Source organism: Bradyrhizobium prioriisuperbiae (assembly GCF_032397745.1).
In the GTDB taxonomy this organism is placed as follows: domain Bacteria; phylum Pseudomonadota; class Alphaproteobacteria; order Rhizobiales; family Xanthobacteraceae; genus Bradyrhizobium_A; species Bradyrhizobium_A prioriisuperbiae.
Genome location: NZ_CP135921.1, coordinates 3,667,351 through 3,692,818 on the forward strand (window position 1 = coordinate 3,667,351; position 25,468 = coordinate 3,692,818).

Consider the following 25,468-nt stretch of genomic DNA (forward strand, 5'->3'; position numbering starts at 1 on the left):
GATGAGGTGGAATCGTTTCGAATAAATCGAGGCTATGGTCCGAGATTGTTGACCTTGGTCACCCACGCCCGAACGCTGATCAGCACGTCCGGCAGGACCTCGCGCACCTCGTTCACCGTCATTCCGGCGCGGATCCGCGGGTCGTAGAGGATGTTCATGATGTACTGGTCGTAGATATCGAAGAATCCCATCTGGACGTTGTCGTTGAACATCGTCCATTGCACCGCATTGGTATCGTTGATCGGGCCCAGGGCCTGCAGCAGCTCTTCATAGGCGCAATCGAAGAATGTGAAGTCGCCATTGTCGATGGTCAGCAGCACGTCCGAGTTCAGGATTTCGAAGCTGTCGTTCTTGCGAAAGCCGGACAGGCACTGCGGATCGAGCGAGGAGCGGATTTCACGCGCCTTGTCGGATCCGTAAAGCGACGTCATGGTGCGGAACAGATCGCGGTCGCGCACCATCGTGACCACCACATTGGCGTCGTCGCGCGTCTCGGTGACGGCGATGTCGAGATGCTGAACCCGTAGCGCAATGTCGGTGACCACGCCGACGAGCTGGGTGCGGCGGTCGGGACGGTTCGCGGCGTCAATGAAGACGCGGATCGGCTTTTCATATTTGCGGATGCGGTCGACGCGCCCGGAGAGATGATACTCCGCGCCGAACGCGGTCCTCAGAAAGCCGTTGATGATGTCGGCGTTGGTGAAGGTCTTTTTTTCGGTGCGCTGGCGCTGCGCAATGGCAGGGACGTCGCCCGGAGCGGGCGGCATGGTTGCGCCGCCGACGATGCATCCGGAGACAAGCACTGCAAGGCCCTGGAGGGCTCGGCTGGGTTGGAGACGTCCGCGCATTCGGACGACGTTGCCGGATGACGTCGCGCAGCGCAAGGGCGTCGCTTTGCTGAAACGGGCCGAAACGAAAAAGGCCGGCGAGAGCCGGCCGTTTTATAGGCAATCCGAATCAGATCACGGATACGTCAATTCTTCACGATCACCGTAGCGCCGACCGACACGCGATTGTAGAGGTCGATCACGTCGTCGTTGACCATCCGGAAGCAGCCGGAAGAGACGGCCTGGCCGATCGTTTCAGGTTCGTTGGAGCCATGGATGCGGTACAGCGTCGATCCCAGATACATGGCGCGGGCACCGAGCGGATTGTCCTCCCCACCCTTCATGTGGCGCGGCAGATCAGGCCGACGGCGCAGCATCTGGGCCGGCGGCGTCCACTCCGGCCATTCCTTCTTTGCAGTGACCCGGTGCACGCCACCCCAGCGGAAGCCGTCGCGGCCGACGCCGATGCCGTAGCGGATCGCCTGGCCGTTGCCGGTGACGAAATAGAGCCGGCGCTCGGCGGTATTCACCACGATGGTGCCCGGCGCGAAGTTGCCCGGGAAGCTGACGTTGGTGCGGGCGACGGGACCGCTGCCGCTGGAGCTTCCGAAGAAGCCGAACTGGGAGCGCCGGCCCAGCGGCGCGCCGCCGGAGGCGAAATCCTCATAGAAGCTCTGGGCGGTGGCGACAGTGGTGCCTGCGATAATGGCGGCGCATACAATAACAAAAGCGGCAAGACGAGTCATAAAGTCCTCGCGAAATGTCCATTCCGTTGGCCGGTCCCGACGACACCCGAGGGCCCTTGTCACGGGCATCGGGAGCCCTGTGGCCCGCCAACCTGGACCAAGAAAGGCCATAATTGAGCCCGCTTCGCAAGTTGCCCGTCGCGACAGAGTTTATTTTGCCGCCGGCCGTTGCCCAAAAACGTCGGTTGGCGACGCATCCGGATCAGATTTGCAACCCGCCCATGACGTTGCCGCACGGTAATTGGCGGGAGAGGCTTTGACGGAGACGTCGAAGGATGGTTGTTCTGTTCCATCGGTCGAACAATGTCCCAAAAATGTGACAACAAAACCCGGCAACAAGGAAGAAACGATGAACGGAGCGGAAAGTCTGGTGCGGACCCTGGTCGCAGGCGGCGTGAACGTCTGCTTCGCGAATCCCGGCACATCGGAAATGCATTTTGTGGCGGCGCTGGATCGCGTCGAGGGCATGCGCTGCGTGCTGGGGCTGTTCGAGGGGATCGTGACCGGAGCGGCGGACGGTTACTACCGGATGACCGGCAACCCGGCCTCGACCCTGCTGCATCTCGGACCCGGTCTCGCCAACGGTCTCGCCAACCTGCACAACGCCAAGAAAGCCAACTCCGGCATCGTCAACATCGTCGGCCAGCACGCCACCTATCACATCGGTTACAACGCGCCGCTGACGTCGGATATCGAAGGCCTGGCGCGGCCGATGTCGGGCTGGGTCAAGACCTCGCCCAATTCAAAGACCATCGCGCGCGATGGCGCCGAGGCGATTGCCGCCGCGAAGGGCCGGCCGCCGCAGATCGCAAGCCTGATCCTGCCCGCGGACACCGCGTGGAACGAGGCCGACGGCATTGCACAAGTGCCGACCCCCGAACAGCGCGCGGGCTTCTCAACAGAAGCGGTCGACGAGGCCGCGCGCGCCTTGCGCAGCGGCGAGCAGACCCTGCTGCTGCTGACCGGCAGCGCTCTGTCGGAAAAGGGATTGGCGCTCGCCGCCCGCATCAGTGGCAAGACCGGATGCAAGGTGCTGAGCCAGACCTACAATCCGCGCATGGCGCGCGGCCGCGGGCGTTTCTTTGTCGAGCGGATTCCTTACGTAATCGAGTCGGCGCTGCCGATTCTGAAAGATTTCCGGCACATCGTGCTGGTCGAGGCGGCAGACCCGGTGGCGTTCTTCGCCTATCCCAACAAGCCCAGCCGGCTGCGGCCGGAGGATTGCGCTGTGCATCGCATGTGCGAAACCGGCGACAATTCGGTGGCGGCGCTGGAAGCGCTGGCGGACGCGCTGGGAGCGAAAGAAGCCGATGCCAAGCCGCAGAAGCTGGTCGAACTCGTCAAGCCGACCGGCGCGCTGAACCACGCCTCGATTGCGCAAGCGATCGCCTGCGCGATTCCGGAGAATGCCATCGTGGTGGATGAATCGGTCACCACCGGCCGCGGCTTCTTTCCGCCGACGGCCGCGGCGGCGCCGCATGATTGGCTGCAGAACATGGGCGGCTCGATCGGGTTCAGCACGCCGGTCTCGACCGGTGCGGCGGTCGCCTGCCCGGACCGCAAGGTGATCTGCATGGTCGGCGACGGCAGTGCGATGTACACGCTGCAGTCGCTTTGGACCCAGGCGCGCGAAAACCTGGATGTCACCACCATCGTGTTCGCCAACCGCACCTATCAGATCCTGAAGGGCGAGTTCGCCGGCGTCGAGGCCGGCGAGCCGGGCCAGCGCGCGCTGGACATGCTCAATATCGATCGGCCGGCGCTGGATTTCGTGTTGCTTGCCAAGGGCATGGGGGTTGCCGGCCGCTCGGTGAGCAATGTGGACGATTTCAACGCCGCGCTCAGCGAAGCCAATGCGCAGAAAGGTCCTCGCGTGATCGAAGTCCAGATGTAAAATGACAACGGCGCAGCGAGACTGCTCGCTGCGCCGTTTCAGTTGCCAGCCTGCCTCAATCGGTGCTGTCGTCGGTGAGGATCGGTCCGAAGCTCTCCCAACCTTCGCCCTTGAAGCGGATCATCTGTAACTGCTTGTTGACGCGGTAATCCGTCGCCGTGGTGTTGGCGATGATGCCGGGCAGCGCCAGATCGAGCTGAACGTTCTTCAGACTGGCGGCCTGCTTCATGATGTTGTCGCGGGTGAGATCGTCGCCGCACTGGCGCAGCACCACTTCGAGCAATTGTGCGGTGCTGTAGCCGTAGGTGTTGAAGCTGCTGTTCTTGTCGCCATCGGGATAATATTTGTCCATGAAGGCGCGCCATTTCTTCATGCCGGCGTCGCTGTCCCAGCTCGAATCGCCGGGGTCCTTGCCGTAATTGACGCTGATGATGCCCTGGGAGTTCTCGAAGCCCGCGGGCTTGAACACTCCGCCGACCGATTGCGAATTGATGTCCAGGATATGGACCGGTTTCCAGCCAAGCTCTGCAACCTTGCGGATCGCTTGAGCCGAAAACTTGGGAGTGCTCATATCATAGAGCAGGTCGGCGCCGACGGTCTTGAGCTTGACGATCTGGGAGTCGATGGTCGGATCGGTCACCTCGTAGGACGCTTCCGAGATGATCATTGAAGCGGCCTTGGCGCCCAATCCATGTTTCAGTCCGGCGAGATAGTCCTTGCCCATGTCGTCGTTCTGGTACAGCACGCCGATTTTCGCACTCGGATAGTTTTCAAGGATATAGCGCGCGTAAATCCGGCCTTCGGTCTGGTAGTTGGGATTGAAGCCCATGGTCCAGGGATAGTTTTTCGGATCGGTGAAGCGGGACGCGCCGGTCGACGCGAACAGGTGCGGCACCTTCTTGCCGTTCAGGTATTTCTGCACGGCCGCGTTCGGCGCGGTGCCGAGGATCTGGAAGGTCAGCAGGACCTCGTCGCTTTCCACCAGCTTGCGCACCTGCTCCACGGTCTTCGGCGGGTTGTAGGCATCGTCATACTGGATCAGATTGACCTTGCGGCCGTTGATGCCGCCTTGCTCGTTGATCATGCGGAAATAGGCAGCCTGGGCCTTGCCGATGGTGCTGTAGGCCGAGGCCGGTCCGGAGAACGGCATGGTCTGGCCGACCCTGATCTCGGTGTCGCTGGCGCCGGGGTCGTATTTCTTCTGCGCCAAGGCGGTGGATGCGGTGCCGACCAGGGCCACCGCAAGGCAAGCTGCGGCGATCCGGTTGACATGGTCGTGGTGGTTCATCTGCTTCTCCCTGCCGCGCTCGTTTGCCGGCGCATGGTCCCGATTCAATTCGGGCCTTTGTTGCGAATGAAGACTGCGTCATTCCTGCAGGGCGGACAAGGCGATCCTGGATGTTGCGACGCGGTAGTCAACGGTGCTACCGCCGGACAGTGGGTTTAGAGCGGCTGGAGCTCGCTATCTGGATCAGAGATTCGTCTCTGGATTCCACGGAACGGGCTTAACCCATCTGAGGGTACTATCCGACCGCGGCATTAAAGTTTCGGCAGTCATTCCCGCCTAGATTGCGCTGCGGCAAGCGGCGCGGGGAGGCGACCTATGAAGACGGTGAAACGGTTTCTGCGCTGCGAATCCGGCGCAACCGCAATCGAGTACGCCGTGATGGCGGGCGGGATCGCGGTCGCCGTCGCTGTCGTCGTCTACGAGATCGGCAGCACCCTGAATACCAATTATTTCGCCCGGATCGCGAGCGCTTTTCCGGGGCAATGACCGGCCGCGTAATCGCGCGTCTCGCGGGCCGGACAATGGTGGGCGCACAAGGGATCGAACCTTGGACCTCTCCCGTGTGAAGGGAACGCTCTCCCGCTGAGCTATGCGCCCGGAACCGGTCCGGTCTGGCCGAAAATCGGGGTCTTTCGCAGGCAACCCCCGCCGATTTTCCGAAGCCGCGATTTACGGAACGGGGGGGTGGGGTGTCAAGCGCCGAACCCCTGACAATTCAACAAATCGGGCCTTGATCAGCCGTGGCTGGCCGCAATCAGCCGGTTTGCCGGGCTCGCGAAGCGTGGGACTGCAGCGCCCGGATGCGGTCGGCCAGGGTGCCGCCGGCGCTGACGACGTTGCCGGCATGGACCGCGGCGCCATCGGCTGGAGCCGCTCTGGTCTCTGTCACGGGCTCCGCGGCGAGGATGGCCTCGATCGGGGAATTCGGTCCTTCGATGGCCGAAGCCAGCTTGGCGACTTCAGCCGCGATGTCGTTGATCCGCTCGCGCAGCAGGGCGTTCTCCATCCGCTCTGTCGCCCAGGAGCTTTCCGTCTGCTGATGGACCGCGTTGAGATCGCGCTGCAGCTTGGCACGATCGTCGCGTGCCGCCTGCAATTGATCCTCGAGCGCGGTGTTCGCGGCGCGCAGCTTGTCGACCGCCGTGGACTTGCCGGTTGCCGCGAGCTCCTGCCGCAGGGCCTCCTCGACCTTGCCGGAGGCTTCGGCCTGCTGCCGCAACTGGGTGAGTTCCTGCTCGCGCTCGCCCAGCAATTTGCCTTGCACGGCGACATGGCTTTCGAGCTCCGCAACCCGGCCACTCAGCGTTGCAGCTTCGCCGGCGTGAAGCTGCAATTGCTGCTCGAGTTCGCCGGTGCGCTGGGTGAGGTTTTCGGCGCGGCTGCGTGCTTCGGTCAGATCGCGTATCGCGGTGTCGGAATTGCCGCGCTGTTCGACGAGCTTTTGCTGGGTGGCGCCGAAATCGCGTTCGGCGTCGCCGACCCGCAGCTTCAACGCTTCGACCTGGGCGTTGACGGCGGCGAGTTCCGCCCGGCGGCTCTCGGCCACCATCGAGCTGGAGGACAGATCATGAGTGAGTCTGTCGAGTTCGCGCTGCTTGTCGGTAAGGGCGTGCTCGGCCGTGCGCAGGGTCTGCGTCTTGGCCGCGAATTCCTCCTCGGTGGCCCGCAGTTGATCCTTGATCGCCTTTTCGCGGGCCTCGAGGGCGAAGATCGTGGCGCTCTTCTCGCCCAGTTCGATCTTCAGCCGGTTGATCGCATCGGACTTCTTGCCGAGCTCGGCAAGCTGGCTGGTGGTCTTGTTCTTGAGCTGGTCGACGCTCATTTCGAGCCGCCGGGCCGACATGGCAAACTCGGCGCGCAGCTGATCCTTGTCGGCCTGGATTTCGGCCATCGACAGCGGGGTCGCCGCTTCCAGCCGTTTGGTCGTCAGCCGCACCGCCCGGTTGTGCACCAGTGGAACGATCATCAGGCCAAACAACATCGAGATCAGAAAACCGATCGCCAGATACATGATCGGTTCGACCATCGGGCGGACTCCTGCACGAGAAACTCTTTGTTCACCATGCCATGGCGGTCAGGCACAAATCCAGCAGGACCGCGGATTATCGTGAATCGCGCAGACTTTCCAACGGGAAAGCAAGTTCCCGGGATGTTCGTGCGGGTCCCAAAACGGGACGTCACAAACGGACAGGTCGCAATAATCCTGCGCGTGGCGGACCAAACCAGGGTCAGAATGGGTTCCAGGTCGCCCGGGGGGTGAATTTCAGGTAGCCGACATTGGCGCCGAGCCGAAGCCCGAGCCCCGAGCGGATCGGGACCAGCACGATGTTGTTGGCGGTCAGCGCGGTCATGCCAAACCCCCCGACCACATAGACCGAGCCGGCGACCCCGGCGAAGCGCTGGTAGATGGCATTGGTGGCGGGCAGATTATAGACCAGCATCATGGTCCGGGCGCCGTCGCCGCCCCAGTCGAGGCCCAGCGAGGGGCCCTGCCAATACACGCGCAGGTCGCCGGCGTTCTTGGTGTAGAGGGTGCCTTCGCCGTAGCGGAGGCCGGCGACGAACGCGCCACTGCCTTCCTCGCCGAGGACATAGCCGTTGGGCAGGCCCCATTGGCTGACCGCTTTTTCGATCACCGAGGCAAGTTCGCGCGAGACGTTGCCAAAAAAGCGATGTCCCGCAACCGTCAACTCATCTGAACTATACGTGCCACCGCGCGGCTGTTGCGCCGCCGCCGGCGCTGTCCAGCAAACGATTGCCGCAAACATCACCGCTGCCAGTCGCGAAGCGAAGGTCATGAAGGCCTCTCGTCCCAATCGATGAAAAATCGTGGTCCCCAATTTAACCGGATGCTGAAGAAGATGGACTAAACATCAGCCCCTTAATTCTCGACTCAACCGGTTATCCTCATCAACTATGACGGCACAACGGCAGGAAATAAAAGGGCGATGGCCTGAATTGGCCCGGATTGCGGCGGTTTGCGGTCTTGCCGCCGGCCTGTGCGGTGGTCCGGTTGCGCTCGCGGCGACCACGGAACGCTTGGTGGTGGACCGTGTGACGGGGCTGGCGCTCGGCGGTACCGATCCGGTGGCCTATTTCACCGATGCAGGGATGCTCGCCGGCCGGGCTGATATCGAATTGACGGCGGAGGGCGCGGTCTGGCGCTTCCGCAACGAAGATAACAGGGCGTTCTTTCTCGCCGCCCCCGAAATCTATGCACCGCAGTTCGGCGGCTACGATCCGGTGGACGTGGCGCGGGGCGTCGCGGTGGTCGGCCGCCCGCGGCTGTGGCTGATCCATGATCAGCGCCTCTATCTGTTTTCCCGCGAGGAGAGCCGGGATGCCTTTGCAGCCGGGCCCGGACCGATCCTGCGGGCGGCCGTGACTGGCTGGTCCGGCCTGCGCGAGACGCTGGCGCAATAGAGCGCCGGCCTTCGGCCTATGCCGCCCGGGAGGGGTCGCCCCAGGCGATGAATTCCGGAATGATGAAATCCTCCCGGGTTTCGCCGAAGCGGATCGGCTGTCCCTGTGAGTCGCTGATTGTCCCGCCGGCCGCGATCAGCACCGCATGGCCCGCGGCCACATCCCATTCGCAGGTGGGCGCCAGCCGCGGATAGATGTCCGCTTGCCCTTCCGCCACCCGGCAGAACTTGACCGCGGAGCCCATGGCCTGCCGCACGGCGCCCGGGTGAGTGTCGATGAATGCTTCGGTGCGCGGGTCGCCATGAGAGCGGCTGACCGCTGCAATCCAGGGTGCCGGGCCTGTCGGAAACGGGCGGGTGCGGATCGCTGTGGCCAAGCCGACCGTGCCGTCGGCGGCCACCGGCAGCCGTTCCGCCCCATGCCCGACCACGCCGCGCCAGATCAGCCCGAGCGCCGGGGCGCCGACGATGCCGAGCAGCGGCTGGCCGTCGGTGATCAGCGCCAGATTGACGGTGAACTCCGCGTGACCGGCCACGAACTCCCGGGTGCCGTCGAGCGGATCGATCAGGAAAAAGCTGTGCCGGTAGGGCGGGGTGGCGAGGCCGACCCGTTCCTCCGACAGTGCCGGCACGCCGGGGGCGAGCCGGACCAGCCCCTCGGCGATGACCGCGTCCGCCGCGAGATCCGCTTCCGTCACCGGAGATCCGTCGGTCTTTCCCAGCACCTCCATGGCCCTGCGGTTGACGTTGAGGATCGCCGTCCCGGCGCGGGCCACGAGGTCGGTCAGGGGGGCGAGCAGCGTCAGGGCGGCGTCGCGGTCGAGCACCAGGGGGGTCACGAATGTCCTTCTTATGTCATGTGGTCGGACCGGATGGCCAGATCGATGCTCCAGGTGGCCTGCAGGGCCACACACGTCCGGCATATCAATAAGTCGCCGGCATTGAAACCGCCGCAGCTCTGGGGCCATCGCCATTGGTGCGGTGGTGGCAGCAGGGCCATCTGCAGTGTATCAAACCTGTAGCAGGCTTGATTCGCCGCGTTTGCCTTGCGGCTGCGCGCGGCATGAAACCCGAGGAACGACATCCATGTCCGGCACCCCCGCCACCGGTCCCGCTCCCGATGCGCTCGAACTCGCAGCGCTATTGTGCTCGCGCGTCTGCCACGACCTGATCAGCCCGGTCGGCGCCATCGTCAACGGTCTCGAGGTGCTGGACGATAATCCGAAGGACGAAGACCGCGAATTCGCGCTCGATCTGATCCGCAAGAGCGCCCGCACCGCCTCGGCGCGACTGCAATTCTGCCGGCTTGCGTTCGGCGCCGCGGGCTCGGCGGGCGCCCAGATCGATGTGGGGGACGCCCAGAATATGGCGCGTGGCCATTTCGAGGACGCGAAAACCAAGCTGACCTGGAATCTGCCGCGCGTGCTGCTGCCCAAGAACCGGGTGAAGCTGCTGCTCAATATGCTGGTGATCGCCCAGCAGACCATTCCGCGCGGCGGCATGCTGACTGTCGACCAGGTCGGCGAGGGCGATGCCGTGAGCTTCCGCATTCGTGCCGCGGGACTAAACGCCAGGATTCCGCAGGCCATCGCCGACATCCTCGCAGCTTCGACCACGGGTCATGTCGACGCCCATGCGGTGCAGCCCTATTACACCCGGCTATTGGCGCAGGCATGCGGCCTGAACGTCACGCTGACGGCGGATGGCGACGACATTCTCATCGCCGCAGCCTGAGCGCGAATGCGCGCGCGGGGATCGCGCGTTAAGGATTGATTGACGGATTGCGTCCAACTCGGCGCAAATTCGCTCATCTCCTTGTCGACGCCGTTCTTTTCCGGTTACTCAACTAAAATTAAACGCTTTGCACCGAAACTGAACAAGCCCTGAAAGGCGCGCTGCGGTCGCGCGCCTCATGCTCGAAGGCCTGTTCATGGACGATCTTCTCCGAGAGTTTCTGACCGAGACCAGCGAAAGTCTCGATACCGTTGACAATCAGTTGGTGCGTTTCGAGCAGGATCCCAACAACGCCAAGATTCTCGATAACATCTTCCGGCTCGTTCACACCATCAAGGGCACCTGCGGTTTTCTCGGCTTGCCGCGTCTGGAAGCGCTTGCGCACGCTGCTGAGACGCTGATGGGTAAATTCCGCGACGGCATGCCGGTGACCGGACAGGCCGTCACGCTCATTCTGACCACCATCGATCGCCTCAAGGACATTCTCAATCAGCTCGAAGCGACCGAGGCCGAGCCCGAAGGCGCCGACCACGATCTGATCGAAGAGCTGCATCATCTCGCCGAGCACGGCGCGGAGATCGTCGCTGTCGCACCGCCCGCCGCCGAACCCGCCGCGCCGAAAGCCGAAACCGGCAGTCTGGCCTATCAGGTGCTGGAGCGGCCGTTGCGCCCGGGCGAGGTCTCGCTGGATGATCTTGAGCGCGCGTTCCGTGAAACAGAAATCGAAGTGATGTCGCCACCGCTCGCCCCCGTCGCGCAGGCCGAACCCGTGAAAGACGTCAAGCCGGTGGCTGACGCCGCCGCAAAGGACGCCACTGCGTCGAAGCCCGCAGCCAAGACCGCACGCAAATCCGCGGTCGAACAGGATATTCCCGTCGGCGAGAGCGACAAAATTTCCAACCAGTCGATCCGGGTGAATGTCGATACCCTCGAGCACCTGATGACGATGGTGTCCGAGCTGGTGCTGACCCGCAATCAACTGCTCGAAATCAGCCGCCGCAACGAAGACAATGAATTCAAGGTTCCGCTGCAGCGCCTGTCGAGCGTCACCGCCGAGCTGCAGGAAGGCGTGATGAAGACGCGGATGCAGCCGATCGGCAACGCCTGGCAGAAGCTGCCGCGCATCGTCCGCGACCTGTCGAGCGAACTCGGCAAGCAGATCGAACTCGAGATGCATGGCGCCGACACAGAGCTCGACCGCCAGGTGCTTGACCTGATCAAGGATCCGCTGACGCACATGGTGCGCAATTCGGCTGATCACGGGCTCGAAACCACGGCCGAGCGCGCCAGGGCCGGCAAGCCCGAGCAGGGCACCATCCGTCTCTCCGCTTATCACGAGGGCGGCCACATCATCATCTGCATCGCCGACAACGGTCGCGGGCTCGATACCGACCGGATCAAAGCCAAGGCGGTGGCCAACGGTCTCGTTTCCGAGGCCGAACTGGAGAAGATGACGGAATCGCAGATCCACAAATTCATCTTCGCGCCGGGCTTCTCCACCGCCGCTGCGGTGACCAGCGTGTCTGGCCGCGGCGTCGGCATGGACGTGGTCCGCACCAATATCGATCAGATCGGCGGCACCATCGACATCAAGTCGGTGCCGGGCGAAGGCGCCAGCGTCACCATCAAGATCCCGCTGACGCTTGCCATTGTGTCGGCACTGATCGTCGAGGCTGCCGGTGACCGGTTCGCGATTCCGCAATTGTCGGTGGTCGAACTGGTGCGCGCGCGGGCCAATTCGGAGCATCGCATCGAGCGGATCAAGAACACGCCGGTGCTGCGGCTGCGCAACAAGCTGCTGCCACTAATTCATCTGAAGAAGCTGCTGAAGATCGACGACGGCGAATCGAACGATCCGGAAAACGGCTTCATCGTGGTTACCCAGGTTGGCGGCCAGACCTTCGGCATCGTGGTCGACGGCGTGTTCCATACCGAAGAAATCGTGGTCAAGCCGATGTCGACCATGCTGCGCCATATCGGCATGTTCTCCGGCAACACGATTCTCGGCGACGGCGCGGTAATCATGATCATCGATCCGAACGGGATCGCGCAGGCGTTCGGCACCGCGATCGACGCGCATCACCAGATCGCCGAAGAGAACAATGCCGCTCGTCACAATATGGCCGATCAGGCCACCTCGCTCCTGGTGTTCCGCGCCGGCTCGGCGCAGCCGAAAGCCGTGCCGCTCGCGCTGGTGACGCGACTGGAAGAACTGCCAATCGACAAGATCGAGCATTCGAACGGGCGCTACATGGTGCAGTACCGCGATCAGCTGATGCCGCTGGTGCAGATCCAGGGTGTCGAAATCCGCACCACCGGCGTGCAGCCGATCCTGGTGTTTTCGGACGATGGCCGCTCGATGGGTCTGGTCGTCGACGAAATCATCGACATTGTCGAGGAGCGCCTCAACATCGAGGTTGCCAGCGCCCGCGAGGGCGTGCTGGGTTCCGCGGTGATCAAGGGACAGGCCACCGAAGTGATCGATGTCGGCCACTTCCTGCCGATGGCGTTTTCCGACTGGTTCAGCCGCAAGGAGATGCGGGTCTCCGCCACCTCGCAGACCGTGCTGTTGGTCGATGACTCGGCGTTCTTCCGCAACATGCTGGCTCCGGTGCTGAAGGCGGCGGGCTATCGCGTTTCGGTTGCGACCAACGCCCAGGAAGGGCTCGGCGTGCTGCGCTCCGGCCAGAAGTTTGACGTGGTTCTCACCGATATCGAAATGCCCGAGATGAACGGCTTCGAATTCGCCGAGATGATCCGTGCCGACCGCAAGCTGAGCACCACGCCGATCATTGCGCTGTCGTCGATGATTTCGCCCGCGGCCATCGAACGCGGCCGGCAGGCCGGCTTCCACGACTATGTCGCCAAGTTCGACCGGCCCGGCCTGATCGCCGCGCTGAAAGAACAGACTTCCGAAATGCAGGCCGCTTGAGGATTGAGCGAGTTTAGGATTAAGACATGGCACCCAAGACCGATGCAATCCAGAGCAACATCACTGAATACGTGACCACCATGATCGGCGGCCAGCTGTTCGGCCTGCCGATTTCGCGGGTGCAGGACGTGTTCATGCCCGAGCGCCTGACCCGCGTGCCGCTGGCATCCAGCGACGTTGCCGGCGTCCTGAACCTGCGCGGCCGGATCGTCACCGCGATCGACATGCGCTCGCGGCTCGGTTTACCGAAGAACGACGACGGTCGGCCGCCGATGGCCGTCGGCGTCGAGTTGCGCGGTGAATCCTACGGCCTCTTGATCGACACCATCGGCGAGGTGCTCAAGCTCGCCGACGACACCCGCGAGGTGAATCCCGTCAATCTCGATCCGCGGATGGCCAAGCTCGCCGCCGGCGTGCATCGCCTGGAAGGCCAGCTGATGGTCGTGCTCGACGTCGATCGCGTGCTGGAGATTTCGACCGACAAGCTGGCGGCGTGAGACGCCGTCGAAACGAGAACTGCAAAGTCGCCCTGATCGGGCCTGGAAGAAACCGAGGTTGAAAATGAAGACGTGTCTGGTCGTCGATGACTCCAGCGTCATCAGAAAAGTCGCGAGGCGAATCCTCGAAGGTCTGGATTTCCAGATCACCGAAGCCGAGGACGGTGAGAAGGCGCTCGACGCCTGCAAGCGTGGGCTGCCCGATGCGGTCCTGCTGGACTGGAATATGCCAGTGATGGACGGCTACGAATTCCTGCGCAATCTGCGCATGATGCCCGGCGGCGACCGGCCGAAGGTGGTGTTCTGCACGACTGAAAATGATGTCGCTCACATTGCCCGCGCGCTGCATGCCGGCGCCAACGAGTACATCATGAAGCCGTTCGACAAGGATATCGTGACGGCCAAGTTCCACGAGGTCGGGTTGCTCTGAGCCTTTGTTTGTCTCGTTCGTTTTGTTGTGTTCGGCGTTTTTTCGGTGAGTAATGAGTACTGTAGCTGCGACGTCGCGCACGTCGGCCCCGACCCAATCGGGCCCGATCCGTGTCATGGTGGTCGACGATTCCGTCGTCATCCGCGGGTTGATCGCCCGGTGGATCGAGGCGGAGCCGGACATGGCGGTTGCCGCATCGATGCGGACCGGTCGCGACGCGGTCAACAACATCGAGCGCTGTGATCCGGATGTCGTGGTGCTCGACATCGAAATGCCTGACCTCGACGGCATTTCGGCGCTGCCGTTGCTGCTCGCCAAAAAGCGCGATCTCGTCATTATCATGGCCTCGACGCTGACGCGCCGCAACGCGGAGATCAGTTTCAAGGCGCTGTCGCTCGGCGCCTCGGACTATGTGCCGAAGCCGGAAAGCACGCGCGAGCTCAACGCCGCCGACACCTTCAAGCGCGACCTGCTGTTCAAGATCCGCAATCTCGGTGCGCGGCTGCGCCGCTCCGTCGTGGCGGCGCCACCGCTGGCGCCGGTCGCGCCGCCGCCCGGCCCGGTACGCGCGGCACCGCCGCGCCCGGCCGCGTCCGACGCACCGGTGGCGCTCCGTCCCTTCGGAATGATCGCGCCGCGTGCGCTGCTGATCGGCTCATCGACCGGCGGTCCGCAAGCTTTGCTGACGCTGGTGGCCGAGATCGGTCCGGTGATCGACCGGGTGCCGGTGCTGATCACCCAGCATATGCCGCCGACCTTCACCACCATTCTGGCCGAACACCTGGCCCGTGCCAGCGGCCGCCCGGCGCACGAAGGCGTCGATGGCGAGATCGTTGAGCCGGGCCGGATCTATCTCGCGCCGGGCGGGCTGCACATGCGCGTGGTGCGCAAGGGGGCGGGCGCTGCGATCGCACTCGACGACGGTCCACAGGTCAATTTCTGCAAGCCCGCGGTCGATCCACTGTTCTCCTCCGCCATCGATGTCTGGCAGGCAGGTCTGCTCGCGCTGGTGTTGACGGGCATGGGAGCCGACGGCATGCGTGGCGGCAAGGCCATCGTCGAAGCCGGTGGAAGCGTGATCGCGCAGGACGAAGCGACCAGCGTGGTCTGGGGCATGCCCGGGGCTGCGGCGCATGCGGGGATCTGCGGGGCTGTGCTGCCGCTCAATCAGATAGGCCCGAAAGTGGTTCGGATGTTCTCGGGGGCGCGCGCATGATCCAGCCCACAAGCCAACCGATGTCGCCGCTGGATTACGAATACCTGCGCAAGCTCCTGAAGGATCGCTCCGGTCTCGTGCTGTCCTCGGACAAGCAGTATCTCGTGGAGAGCCGGTTGGTGCCGCTGGCGCGTAAGGCCGGTCTGTCAGGCATCGGCGAACTCGTCTCCAAGATGAAGGCGGGCTCCGAGACGCTGACGGTGGATGTCGTCGAGGCGATGACCACCAACGAGACCTTCTTTTTCCGCGACAAGGTGCCGTTCGAGCATTTCCGTGAGACCATGATCCCGAAGGTGATGCAGGCGCGGGCCAACCGCAAATCCCTGCGGATCTGGTGCGCGGCGGGCTCCACCGGGCAGGAGCCGTATTCGCTGGCGATGGCGCTGAAGGAAATGGGCTCGCTGCTGTCCGGCTGGCGTCTTGAAATTATCGCCACCGATATCTCGCAGGAGGTCCAGGAGAAGGCGAAGGCCGGGATCTACAGCCAGTTCGAAGTGCAGCGTGGCCTGCCGATCCAGCTGCTGGTGAAGTATTTCAAGCAGGTCGGCGAGATGTGGCAGATCAATCCCGAGATCCGCGCCATGGTGCAGCACAAGCCGCTGAACCTGCTGCACGACTTTTCGCATCTCGGCGTTTTCGACATCGTGTTCTGCCGCAACGTGCTGATCTATTTCGATCAGGACACCAAGATCGGCGTCTTCAATCGCCTGGTGCGATCGATGGAGTCGGATGGCTTCCTGGCGCTCGGTGCCGCTGAAACCGTGGTCGGATTGACCGATGCGTTCAAGCCGTATCCGGACAAGCGCGGGCTGTACTTCCCCAACGCGCTCCCGGTGCATGCAGCGCCACGACTGGCCACGGCAATGCCGGCGACTGTCAGGACGGCAACGACGGGCTGATCGCCAGGCTGCAGCCCGCACGGCGGTGCCCGGTCTCGGGCGCGATGGAGCCGCGTTGAACGGGCTTTTCCGTGCCTGAGCCTCGTCTCGCGCCGCTGCCACGTCGATCGAGGCCATCCAGCTATAACCACGGCCGCATCAGGCTCGCGCTCAGAAAACGCCTGCAAGTCAGGGTCCGTTTGCTGCGGTCCTATCCTGATCGGATCAAGGAACCCACGTACGGTCCCGGCTTCGCCCCCGGATTTGCGACGCCAACAAATGCGCATTTATGCGTAAGTTAAAACGCATCGGGAAATGATAGGAGCAATCCCGTACGTCGTTTGCCCGTGAAGTTCGGTGCTGGGAGAAAATTGATACAATGCAGAGCGATGTTCGTCATCGCAGTGTCATGCGTGATGGTTGAGGCCATGAAGCTACCGATTGTGGATGCGAATACCAGGCGTCTAATTTTATTCTGTATTCTTTTTACTTACCTGATGGGTTTCATGGCGAGGGTTCCGACCTACGACGATGTCTGGGTCGGCGCAGCATTTTCTCTCGGCATGGACACGCTTCTGGTGCTGCTGATCCTCGGTTTCCTGTGGATTATCATGAGCCTGGAGACGGACGAGATCAGCGTCCCCACGCTTCTGATGATGGTCGCCGCCGCCGCCGCGGGCACCGGCCTTCTTCTGCTGGTGGGCAATGCGGCTCGTCTTGTGGTACCCGCGGTCTCGAACAGCTTCCAGTCACGACCATTTCTGGTCTTTGTTTACGTCACACTGCTGTTCGGTCTCTATGGCATGGCGGCGCTCTGGATGAAGAGCCAGATGAAGGCCGCCCAAGCAGCCGTCAACGCCGCTGATGCGGAGCGCGCCGCTGCGATGTCGGAGCTCCGACGCCTGCGCATGCAGCTCGATCCGCATTTTCTGTTCAACTCCCTGAATACGGCGCTGGTCGAGGTGGTCCACCGTCCCAAACGCGCGGTGCTCATGGTGCGCGAATTGAGCGAATACCTGCGTTATTCGTTGGATACGGCGGATATTCACTTCGTACCCGTCGCGGCGGAACTTGCGATGGTCCGCTGTTTTTTGCGCGTGCAGAACATTCGTTTCGGCGCGAAGTTGAATGCAAGTCTCAAGGCCGAGAATGCCGTAAAGCAGCGGCTGGTCCCTTGCTTCATGCTCCAGCCGTTGGTCGAAAATGCCATCAAGTATGGCATTCCGGACGACCGCGACGTGCTCAAGATCTCCCTTGATGTTACCGGGGTCGGCGAGGATCTGGTCGTGACCGTGACAAACGGCGGGAGCCTTTGCCTGTCCGATCGACCTCGACAGGGAACGAAGACGGGGCTGAACAATCTCCGTGCCAGGCTTGCGCTCCACTACCCGGAACGCCATGCTTTCGAGATCAAGCAGGTCGGTGAGACCGTTTGTGCGACTTGTGTGTTGACGGGGCAACCATGTTGAGGGTCGTTGCCGTTGATGATGAGCCGAGCGCGCTTGCCAATATTGTCCGCCACATCGATAGCGATCCACGGCTGGATCTGGTTGGTCAAGCAGGTTCGGCGGCCGCAGCGCGTCGGCTGATCGAGGCGTTGCGGCCTGATGCGGTTTTTCTTGACATTGAAATGCCGGGTGGCAATGGCTTCTCGATCATCGACGGGATCGATAACGCGCCGAAGATCGTCTGCGTCACCGCTCACGCCGGCCATGCCGTAGAGGCTTTCCAGATCAGTGCGATCGATTTTTTGCTGAAGCCGATCATGCGCAGCCGCTTTGACGCAGCTGTTGGCCGCCTTGAGAAGGCGGCCACGCTTGATCGATTGATCAGGGACGTCGCGCGGCGTTCGCAGCTGGAAACCACCATCATGTTGAGCGGACATCGTGAAAAGCAACTCGTCCGCACGAACGAGGTCCGGTTGCTGCTCGCCGAAGGTGACTACACGCGGCTGTACCTGGCGAAATCATCCTCAGTGCTTTCGGGGCAGTCGCTTGGCCATATGGCGCAGATGCTGCCATCTCCGCCGTTTGTCCGATTGAGTCGCTCCGTCATGATCAATCTCGCGCGGGTCGTCGCGGTGCGATCGTTGAAGGCCACGAAAGTCACCGTGCGTCTGGATGACCGCGAAGAGCCATTCCTGCTCGGGCGAGCCGCGGCGACGAAGCTAAAGCAATATCTTGCCCGTCACGCGGTGGAAAAGCGCATATGAGGATGCAGCCGCGAACCTGCGCAACGTCGTTTCACCGATAAGATTAGTCGTTTCATCGACTTCTTATTCAACCCAAAGAGTCTTCGGCATATCCCGGTACTGAGGAAAATCTCTCAAGGCTGGGGGTCAAGATGTCACGACGTCTTCTCGCCATCGCTAGTCTGCTTGTGTTGATCACGGCGTGCCTCAGCGGGTTCGCCACGGCCCAGACCAAGACCAGGATCTCGCAGCCCACGCAACCGTCGGGGGTGCAGCCAAGTTCTCAAAAATCCGTTGCCCAGGCTCAGCAGGGTGGCTCCTCCGCTAACAGTCGCAGTGCGGCCTATCATGTCAGCGCCAACGGCGCGGCGACCTATGCTCTGCCGATCCGTGTGGCGCCTGGAACGCAAAAGCTGCAACCAAACCTGTCGTTTGCCTACAGCAGCCAAGGTGGCAACGGATCGCTCGGCGTCGGCTGGGGCCTCAGCGGATTGTCACAAATCACGCGCTGCGGCGCGAACTATGCTACGGATGGCTTTGCCAGCGGCGTGAACTACAACGCCAATGATCGTTTCTGTCTTGACGGCGCACGCCTTATGAACGTCGCCGGAGCAAAAGCGAGCCCCTATTATCAGGACGGCAGCGTCTATCACACCCAGATCGAGAGTTGGCGAAATGTCGTCGCCAATGCGATGAACGACAACGGCAGCGCGTGCGGCTCGGGGCCGTGCTGGTTTGCGGTCACGCTCAAGGACGGCACTCAGCTCGAATACGGCCGTGCCAACGGCGCGCAGTTCCTGGCGCTCGATGCCGCCGGACAGAATCTGTTCGGCTCTGGCGGCAGCAAGCAGGGCTCGGTTCGGGCCTGGGCGCTCAACAAGATCACCGATCGCAACGGCAACAGCATCGCGCTCAGCTATACCAGCGCGCCGATGGCGCTCGATGGCACTCCCATCGCCGGCGCTGGCGGGGTCGGCGCATACTATATTTCGCGCATCGACTATACGGCAAACGCCTCGGCTAGCCCTGCTACCGTGGCGCAGCGCTCCGTGCAGTTCTTCTACGCCGGCCGCCCCGATCCGACGACGCAATACCAGGGCGGCGCGCGTGTGACGACCGGCGCGCGGCTTGCAAAGATCATGTCCTGTCTGAACGCGGGGGCGATCTCCTTGCTGTCCTGTTCGGCGAGCGGCGTCTCGCAGGTTGCTTCCTACGCCCTGACGTACTGCGACCAGGACACGGCCTGCATGGCGGGATTCAGCACGCGCACCGGCCGCAGCGTGCTCTATTCCCTGGTGGAATGCGGTGCCGACGGCACCACGTGCCTGCCTGCCAATCTGTTCACGTGGCAGTCGGGGCCGAATACGGTCCAGAACGTCAACGGCGCGACCAGCAGCCTGAACACCGTCAATGCCGTCTGTGCCAGCACGGCGGTCACGAGCTGGGCGGATTTCAACGGCGACGGTCTGCCGGACTGGATCTGCAACGATGCCTACAACACCGGCACGGTCAAGGTTCTGCTCGCGTCGCTCGGCGGCGCGGCGACACTCGTTGCACCCACGGGCGCGTCGCCCGATGGAACGCTGACGGGCGTGACGGCCAAGTGCAGCAACGGGTCGGTGCAATGGACCAGTTTCACGGCCTCCGGCGATGTCGATTGGGTGTGCTATGACAACCAGGGTTACTTCTACGTTCTGGAATCAAACGGCTCCACCGTGCTGCCGACGAAGAACGGGGATCCGAGTGGCAGTGCGACGCCTGGCCGGTTGAAGGGCAACGACAGCGCCAACTATGTGCAGGCGTTGTGTCCTTCGTCCGGCAACGTTGCCTGGGCCGATTTCAACGGCGACGGATTTGCTGACTGGATCTGCACCACGGGCACCAGCGGCAACCTTCTCGTCTACGTCCTGCTGTCGAACGGAGAAACCCTCTCCACCATCCAAGGCGCCACGCCGACGCAGCTCTCGAACATTACCCCGATACAAGTGCCGGCTATTTGCGCAAACACGCCGGTCTATAACTGGGTCGATTTCAACGGTGACGGACTTGCGGACCTCACCTGCAGCGATCCCCTCGGCGGTGGGGTGAGTGTATTTCTGTCGACCGGCACCGGGATGGTCAGCGCCAATCCCGCCAACACCGCCGGGCAAGTGACCGGTAGTGCGAGCTGTCAGGGCAACGCCGCGATTCAATGGGCTGACATCAACGGTGATGGATTGCCCGACTGGACATGTGTCGCCACTAATCTATCCAGCGTGTCCATGCTGGTGGCGACGGGTGCCAATCTGGTCAATCCCGACCCCGCAGCAGGTTCGCCCGGCAGCCCGGCGACCGCCTCGCTGGGGTGTGGCGGCGACACGCGTGCGATGCCGGCCTGGGCCGATTTCAACGGTGACGGCCTCGCCGATCTGATCTGCTATGCGCCCTCTTTCAGCTCGATCTATTTTCAATTGTCGTCCGGCACCGGGATCCAGGCCGCGCCGTCTTCACCGATGACAAGTGCGGCATCCTGCAGTGGCACTTCGGCGTGGATGGATTTCAATGGCGATCGCCTGGTCGATTGGGTCTGCACGACATCGAGCACCGGCGGCGTGAACGTATTGGTCGGGTCGCCGTCGTATCCCGATCTCGCCACCACCATGACCAGCAGCCTTGGCGGCCAGGTTTCCGTGAGTTACGCGCCTCTCACCAATGCGGCTGTGTACGGCCAGCTGGCGGTGCCGGAATATCCCAGCGGAAAGGTGCTCGGCTTTCCGCAGCTCTACATTCTGGATCGCGTGCCGCTCTACGTTGTGTCCAGCTATACTTTGAGCAACGATGCCGCGCGCAACGCATCGAACTACAGTTATCGGAATAATCTCTATTACACCAACGGACGTGTCGGATTGCGCGGGCTCGGCTGGCAGGGCTTCGAGACCGTTGCCGTCTACGACGCATCCGTCGGAAACAACCTCACGCTCAGCTTTCTGCAGAACTTTCCCTTCACTGGCAAGATCAGCAGTGCCGTCGCATGTACGGCTGCATCGGCGTCACAACAGTGCAGCAATGCGGGCGGCACCCAGAGCACGCTTTATACCGTGCGGCAGGCCTATTTCTGCGAGGCAGGAGCTGGAAGTTGTCAGCAGGATCCGCGCTATGCGCCGCTCGGTCCCGATGCCGGCGTTGCCCAGGTGTTGCTGGTGAAAAAAGGCGCTGCGCATGCGAGCTTCGGGTATCGGCTCGAGCAGCTCTATAATTACGACAGCTACGGAAATGGCATCTATCAGGCGAATTTCGGCGATATCGCCAATGGCGTCAAACCGCTCTACACCTGTTCCAGTTATTCCAATTCGCAGTCGCCGTGGCGGATTGGTTTCATGGTCAATCAGAAGCAGTCGATCAGTCCGACTTGCCCGGCCGCCGACGCCTGGTCGAGTTATCAGTACGATTCCTCGACCGACCTGAGCTGGACGCAGACCGCTTACGACGGCAAGCAGAACGTATCCGCAAGCGTCCGCTGGGACGATCGCAACAATGGCTGGCTCGGCAAGGTGGTCGGCCGCGACGCCGCCGGCATCGGCAACATCACCTCGGTCGCGACAACGAATCAGTCGGGCGGCTCGCCGGCGACCGTCGCCAATACCAGTTTTGCGATCGGGTACGATCCGATCTTCAACACCTTCGCGCAGACCGTCACGACGCCGCTGGCCGATCCCGCCAATTCCGGCTCGGCGTTGATGACGACACTTGCTTACGATGCCCGGTTTGGAACACGGGTCGGATCGAAGGGCCCCAATGGTGTGGTCAACCTGTCGTGCGTCGATGTGCTTGGCTCGGCCAGCGTCACGCAAGGACCGCTGGGCGACGGTGGTGCAAGCGGTACTGACGTCAACTGTCTCGGCGACCAGTCCGCGTTCTATGGCTCAACCGGTGTCTCGGCCGATTTCACCGGCGCCACCGTCACGACACTGAGCGCGACCACCTGGTCGGCCGGCAACGCTGCGATTGTGCAAACCACGACCTCGCGGACCGATTGGGCCAATGCCTTCGCCAGCGCGAAGACGCGATGGATACAGACCTTCCTGGACGGGCTCGGCCGACCCTACCGCCGCATTGCGCAGGGCGACAATAACCAGAACAGCGCCATCGATATTTCCTTCCTGACCCGCAAACGCATCAAGCAGGTGTCGTTGCCTTATGCCGCCGGCACCTCGCCCGCGTCATGGATCAGCGCCGCCTACGACCAGTACGGCCGCAAGAAGCGCGTGACGGTGCCCTATGCCGGCCGGGATGCCAGTGCGCAACCTGCAGCGCAACCGTGCAGCGCCGACGATATCGCGACCACCTCGACGATCTGCTGGGACTATGCGGCGCCCAATACCACGATGCGCACCGCCGCTGCCAACACCGATGCTCCGGACATCTCGAGCACCGAATTCCTGTTCTTCAACGGCGGCCGGAAGACGACGACGTTGACCAACCAGGGCGGCACGGCAGTCACCAGTTATAGCTTCGACAATCTGGGACGGCCGATATCGGTGGTCGATCCGCTCGGGGCCGTGCTGACGGTCAAGCGCGATTCGCTGGGGCGCGCATGGTCGGTAACCGACAACGCCAATGGCACTGCGACCACGAGCTACAATACGCTCGGACAGTTGCTGACCCTGACGGATGCGGTCGGAGGCGCCTCGCAATTCACTTACGACGGCCTGGGCCGCACCAAGACCACGTCGATCTCCGGCGCGCTCGGCGAACTGGCGGAGGTGATTTCCTACACTTATGACGCGGTCGCTCCATCGGCTGCGCCCGGCGTCGGTTATGGCAATCTCAAGGGACGCCGGAGCGGCGTGTCGGCGGCGAAGCAGCGTGGTGGCGAAGCCACCTCAGCCTATGCCTTCGGCTACGACAGCTATGGACGCGCCAACGTCGGCACTTTGACTTCTGGAGCAGGGACAGCGACCGTGACCGGCACGACGACACCGCTCGGCGCGCCGCTCCAGGTCAGCTATCCCGACACAGCCAAGACGACATTGAGCTATGGCTACACAGCGACCGGATGGCCTGCGTCCGTTTCGCTCGCGGGAAGCGGCGCGCCGCTCGTCTCTTATTCGAACTATACGATGAGCGGGCAGCCGCAGACCGTCACCTACAGCAGTGGGGTGGTGGAAAAATTCAGCTTCACCCCGCTAGGCCAGGTTCAGAATCATTCCGTGTGGGGAAAGGGCGCTTCGGTGCCGAATCTGATGGCCAACACCTATGTGTGGTCGCATCTCGGCCATGTCGCGCAGCTCGTCGATTGCACCAGCTCCGCGAACGCCGGCAACGGGCTGTGCAACGGCTTCCCGACCGGAACGTCTGCAGGCTCGACGAACCTGACCGAGACTTACAGCTATACGTTCGATCGCCTGACCAGCGCGGTCAGCGCGCAGTACGGCAGCCTCGGCTACCAGTACCATACCAACGGCAACCTGACGCAGACCAGCGGCGCTGCGACGACGACTTACCAATACAAGTCGGTCGGAGCTGCCGAGACCTACCAGGTGCTGAGCGGCAGCAATGGCTTCAACGCCAGGTACGACCGCCGCGGCAACATGACATTCAAGCAAACACCGTCCGGCGACAAGTGGAGCTATGTCTACGACGCGCGTGGACGCCTGATCGAGGCTCGCAAGAACGGGAAGCTGGTCGAACGCTATCTCTATGACTATCGCGGCCAGCGCCTGCAGAAGATCACCTACGCGACCGACGGCAAGACCGTTGTTGCGACCACTGATTACATCGGATCGTTGATGGTGACGACGTCAGGCAGTAGCGCAGGATCTGTCGCGCAGAGCCTCAACCTGCTCGGACCAAGCGGTTTCATCGGCACGCGATCGAGCGGCGGCACGGCGTCGAAAGGAATTTATTTTCATCGCAATCCGCTGACCCAAAGCACGCGCCTTGTCACCGATGGGACCAGCGGCATGTTGCTGTCCAGCATGCTGTATCAACCTTATGGCGCGACGGTGCAGGTGACGCCCGGCAACTCCGGCGCCTACCGGTCCAAGTTCCAGAGCCACGAACTCGATCAGGCGACCGGCCTGTATTACTTCGGCGCGCGTTATTACGATCCGGCGATCGGCCGCTTCGTCACCGGCGACAAGCAGCTTGGCGGCAATCCTCTGCAGCAGGATGCGTTCAACCGCTATGCCATGGTGTTGAACAATCCGGTGATGATGTGGGACCCGGATGGACGTCAGGCTGGCTGTAACGCCACAGGCGCCGTCTTGGGTGTCGTCGGTTTTGTTGCCGGCGGCGTGCTTGGTGGAGCTTCCAGTGGGATCACGGCTGAGGACAACAAGGCTTTTCTCGGGATCGCTGGCGCTACACTTGGCGCGGCGACCTTGGGAGGCCTCGGAGGGATTATCGCTCCCCTGTGTAATGCGCTCGTTTCGTTCAAAAACCGGGTGACGGGCCGTGGCGCTGCCGTCGATGACCCGGATGCGTTGTTGAACGGAGCGCTCGAGCAGGTCAACCAAGGGATCGCTGGATTGCGACAAGAGCGCGATACAGCGCGTCAAGAGCGCGATGCGGCGTATCAACAGCGTGATGCAGCGAATCAGGAGCGCGATCAGGCTTTGGACCAGCTTGGAGATGCCAACGCCGAGCGCGACGAGCTGCGCAACCAGCTGGGAACGACGGTCAATGAGCGTGACATCGCGCAGGTGCAGGCCAATCACTACCGAGGTATCTGCGAGCAGAACGGATTTGAGATGTCGCTCGCGCACGATACCCCCATTTCGGTGAATGGCGGCATCAGACCGATCAGTGACATCCGCATTGGCGATAAGGTCTGGGCCTTTGATGCCGCCCTCGGCAGGCCCGGTCTTTATCCGGTCACACGCCTGCACGAGCGAACAGCGCCGGGTGTGCTGCGCGTCACCATCGAGGATCAGGTGACCGAAGTAACAGCCGAGCACCCCTTCAAGGTTCAGGGACGCGGCTGGGTCAGAGCCCGGCATCTCAAGGTCGGTGACCGGCTTGTTGTGCTGAGCGGAAGCGATCGCGTGGTTACGAAGGTCGAGCCGGTGCCCGGTGCGGTGAAGGTCTATAATTTTGAAGTGTCCGCGGCTCACTCCTACTACGCAGGCGGCGTGCTGGTGCACAACGGCGGTGCGAGTTGCGACGCTAAAAGCTCCGACAAGGAGTCGCTGACCGGCGATGCGGCAAGCGAATCGGCCGCAGCGGACGATGTCGCTGCCAGCGCGGTGGGCGACACGGTCGAAGCAGGCGTCGATGTGGCCGCCGGAGTCGAGGTTGGCGTCGATACGGCCGCGGCCGCCGGCGGCAGCGCGTCGTTCGCCGACGTTCTTGTGAGCTTCCTGGCGTTGCTCGCGTTGTAGCGGGTCCGTCAGCAAGGAAAGGTTTTCATCACCATCGTTCAATTTAAAAGGG

At 62.6% G+C, this 25,468-nt stretch carries 18 protein-coding genes and 1 tRNA gene; 12 read left to right on the forward strand and 7 right to left on the reverse strand.

Features of this window, described 5'->3' with window-relative positions:
* Window positions 1-32 precede the first annotated feature (32 nt).
* Both RS897_RS17240 and RS897_RS17245 read right to left on the reverse strand, forming a co-directional pair.
* Window positions 33-767 (reverse strand): DUF2927 domain-containing protein, encoded by a 735-nt coding sequence (locus tag RS897_RS17240; RefSeq protein WP_315837720.1) that lies wholly within the window; start codon window positions 765-767, stop codon window positions 33-35.
* 206 nt (window positions 768-973) lie between these two features.
* On the reverse strand, window positions 974-1,573 hold the full coding sequence (locus RS897_RS17245) for a L,D-transpeptidase (protein WP_315837721.1): 600 nt from the start codon (window positions 1,571-1,573) through the stop codon (window positions 974-976).
* A 349-nt stretch (window positions 1,574-1,922) separates the two neighbouring features.
* Here RS897_RS17245 and RS897_RS17250 point away from each other — a divergent pair, with 349 nt between their 5' ends.
* Window positions 1,923-3,467 carry an acetolactate synthase large subunit gene (locus RS897_RS17250; RefSeq protein WP_315837722.1) on the forward strand — a complete coding sequence of 515 codons (1,545 nt, stop codon included), beginning with the start codon at window positions 1,923-1,925 and terminating at the stop codon, window positions 3,465-3,467.
* A gap of 55 nt (window positions 3,468-3,522) precedes the next feature.
* On the opposite strand, the gene RS897_RS17255 is transcribed toward RS897_RS17250, so the two are convergent.
* Window positions 3,523-4,755 (reverse strand): ABC transporter substrate-binding protein, encoded by a 1,233-nt coding sequence (locus RS897_RS17255; protein WP_315837723.1) that lies wholly within the window; start codon window positions 4,753-4,755, stop codon window positions 3,523-3,525.
* Window positions 4,756-5,070: 315 nt separating this feature from the next.
* Between RS897_RS17255 and RS897_RS17260 the strand changes: the two genes are divergently transcribed.
* Window positions 5,071-5,241, forward strand: a complete 171-nt coding sequence (locus RS897_RS17260; RefSeq protein WP_315837724.1) for a Flp family type IVb pilin — start codon at window positions 5,071-5,073, stop codon at window positions 5,239-5,241.
* A 36-nt stretch (window positions 5,242-5,277) separates the two neighbouring features.
* Here RS897_RS17260 and RS897_RS17265 read toward each other — a convergent pair.
* From RS897_RS17265 to RS897_RS17275, 3 genes are all read right to left on the reverse strand, one after another.
* A tRNA-Val gene (locus RS897_RS17265) sits at window positions 5,278-5,352 on the reverse strand.
* 157 nt (window positions 5,353-5,509) lie between these two features.
* A complete protein-coding gene (locus RS897_RS17270; protein WP_315837725.1) occupies window positions 5,510-6,781 on the reverse strand; it encodes a coiled-coil domain-containing protein in 1,272 nt (423 codons plus the stop codon).
* A 202-nt stretch (window positions 6,782-6,983) separates the two neighbouring features.
* On the reverse strand, window positions 6,984-7,553 hold the full coding sequence (locus tag RS897_RS17275) for a DUF1134 domain-containing protein (RefSeq protein ID WP_315837726.1): 570 nt from the start codon (window positions 7,551-7,553) through the stop codon (window positions 6,984-6,986).
* A 160-nt stretch (window positions 7,554-7,713) separates the two neighbouring features.
* On the opposite strand from RS897_RS17275, the gene RS897_RS17280 reads away from it, so the two are divergent.
* Window positions 7,714-8,178, forward strand: a complete 465-nt coding sequence (locus RS897_RS17280; RefSeq protein WP_407654505.1) for a YHS domain-containing (seleno)protein — start codon at window positions 7,714-7,716, stop codon at window positions 8,176-8,178.
* Window positions 8,179-8,194: 16 nt separating this feature from the next.
* On the opposite strand, the gene cysQ is transcribed toward RS897_RS17280, so the two are convergent.
* Window positions 8,195-9,016: a 3'(2'),5'-bisphosphate nucleotidase CysQ gene (cysQ, locus tag RS897_RS17285; protein ID WP_315837728.1), complete on the reverse strand. Its 822-nt coding sequence runs from the start codon at window positions 9,014-9,016 to the stop codon at window positions 8,195-8,197.
* A gap of 247 nt (window positions 9,017-9,263) precedes the next feature.
* On the opposite strand from cysQ, the gene chpT reads away from it, so the two are divergent.
* From chpT to RS897_RS17330, 9 genes are all read left to right on the forward strand, one after another.
* Window positions 9,264-9,911 (forward strand): histidine phosphotransferase ChpT, encoded by a 648-nt coding sequence (chpT, locus tag RS897_RS17290; protein WP_315837729.1) that lies wholly within the window; start codon window positions 9,264-9,266, stop codon window positions 9,909-9,911.
* A gap of 196 nt (window positions 9,912-10,107) precedes the next feature.
* Window positions 10,108-12,843 carry a hybrid sensor histidine kinase/response regulator gene (locus RS897_RS17295; RefSeq protein ID WP_315837730.1) on the forward strand — a complete coding sequence of 912 codons (2,736 nt, stop codon included), beginning with the start codon at window positions 10,108-10,110 and terminating at the stop codon, window positions 12,841-12,843.
* Window positions 12,844-12,869: 26 nt separating this feature from the next.
* Window positions 12,870-13,340, forward strand: a complete 471-nt coding sequence (locus RS897_RS17300) for a chemotaxis protein CheW (protein ID WP_315837731.1) — start codon at window positions 12,870-12,872, stop codon at window positions 13,338-13,340.
* A gap of 64 nt (window positions 13,341-13,404) precedes the next feature.
* Window positions 13,405-13,770, forward strand: coding sequence for a response regulator (locus tag RS897_RS17305; RefSeq protein ID WP_315837732.1), 366 nt, complete (start codon window positions 13,405-13,407; stop codon window positions 13,768-13,770).
* A 52-nt stretch (window positions 13,771-13,822) separates the two neighbouring features.
* Entirely contained in the window at window positions 13,823-14,986 is a 1,164-nt protein-coding gene (locus tag RS897_RS17310) for a protein-glutamate methylesterase/protein-glutamine glutaminase (protein ID WP_315837733.1), read from the forward strand.
* Between the two features lie 20 nt (window positions 14,987-15,006).
* Complete coding sequence (locus tag RS897_RS17315; RefSeq protein WP_315838668.1) at window positions 15,007-15,885, forward strand: CheR family methyltransferase; 879 nt, start codon at window positions 15,007-15,009, stop codon at window positions 15,883-15,885.
* Between the two features lie 368 nt (window positions 15,886-16,253).
* Window positions 16,254-17,333, forward strand: coding sequence for a sensor histidine kinase (locus RS897_RS17320; RefSeq protein ID WP_315837734.1), 1,080 nt, complete (start codon window positions 16,254-16,256; stop codon window positions 17,331-17,333).
* Window positions 17,327-18,076, forward strand: coding sequence for a LytR/AlgR family response regulator transcription factor (locus RS897_RS17325; RefSeq protein WP_315837735.1), 750 nt, complete (start codon window positions 17,327-17,329; stop codon window positions 18,074-18,076). Before RS897_RS17320 ends, RS897_RS17325 begins: the two co-directional genes overlap by 7 nt.
* A 131-nt stretch (window positions 18,077-18,207) precedes the next feature.
* Window positions 18,208-25,416: an FG-GAP-like repeat-containing protein gene (locus RS897_RS17330; protein WP_315837736.1), complete on the forward strand. Its 7,209-nt coding sequence runs from the start codon at window positions 18,208-18,210 to the stop codon at window positions 25,414-25,416.
* The last annotated feature ends 52 nt before the right edge of the window (window positions 25,417-25,468 follow it).

Coding starts and splice junctions, on each gene's coding strand:
- RS897_RS17240 (WP_315837720.1), bottom strand. CDS start 767: ATGCCGCCCGCTCCGGGCGACGTCCCTGCCATTGCGCAGCGCCAGCGC.
- RS897_RS17245 (WP_315837721.1), bottom strand. CDS start 1,573: ATGACTCGTCTTGCCGCTTTTGTTATTGTATGCGCCGCCATTATCGCA.
- RS897_RS17250 (WP_315837722.1), top strand. CDS start 1,923: ATGAACGGAGCGGAAAGTCTGGTGCGGACCCTGGTCGCAGGCGGCGTG.
- RS897_RS17255 (WP_315837723.1), bottom strand. CDS start 4,755: ATGAACCACCACGACCATGTCAACCGGATCGCCGCAGCTTGCCTTGCG.
- RS897_RS17260 (WP_315837724.1), top strand. CDS start 5,071: ATGAAGACGGTGAAACGGTTTCTGCGCTGCGAATCCGGCGCAACCGCA.
- RS897_RS17270 (WP_315837725.1), bottom strand. CDS start 6,781: ATGGTCGAACCGATCATGTATCTGGCGATCGGTTTTCTGATCTCGATG.
- RS897_RS17275 (WP_315837726.1), bottom strand. CDS start 7,553: ATGACCTTCGCTTCGCGACTGGCAGCGGTGATGTTTGCGGCAATCGTT.
- chpT (WP_315837729.1), top strand. CDS start 9,264: ATGTCCGGCACCCCCGCCACCGGTCCCGCTCCCGATGCGCTCGAACTC.
- RS897_RS17295 (WP_315837730.1), top strand. CDS start 10,108: ATGGACGATCTTCTCCGAGAGTTTCTGACCGAGACCAGCGAAAGTCTC.
- RS897_RS17300 (WP_315837731.1), top strand. CDS start 12,870: ATGGCACCCAAGACCGATGCAATCCAGAGCAACATCACTGAATACGTG.
- RS897_RS17305 (WP_315837732.1), top strand. CDS start 13,405: ATGAAGACGTGTCTGGTCGTCGATGACTCCAGCGTCATCAGAAAAGTC.
- RS897_RS17310 (WP_315837733.1), top strand. CDS start 13,823: ATGAGTACTGTAGCTGCGACGTCGCGCACGTCGGCCCCGACCCAATCG.
- RS897_RS17315 (WP_315838668.1), top strand. CDS start 15,007: ATGTCGCCGCTGGATTACGAATACCTGCGCAAGCTCCTGAAGGATCGC.
- RS897_RS17320 (WP_315837734.1), top strand. CDS start 16,254: ATGTTCGTCATCGCAGTGTCATGCGTGATGGTTGAGGCCATGAAGCTA.
- RS897_RS17325 (WP_315837735.1), top strand. CDS start 17,327: ATGTTGAGGGTCGTTGCCGTTGATGATGAGCCGAGCGCGCTTGCCAAT.
- RS897_RS17330 (WP_315837736.1), top strand. CDS start 18,208: ATGTCACGACGTCTTCTCGCCATCGCTAGTCTGCTTGTGTTGATCACG.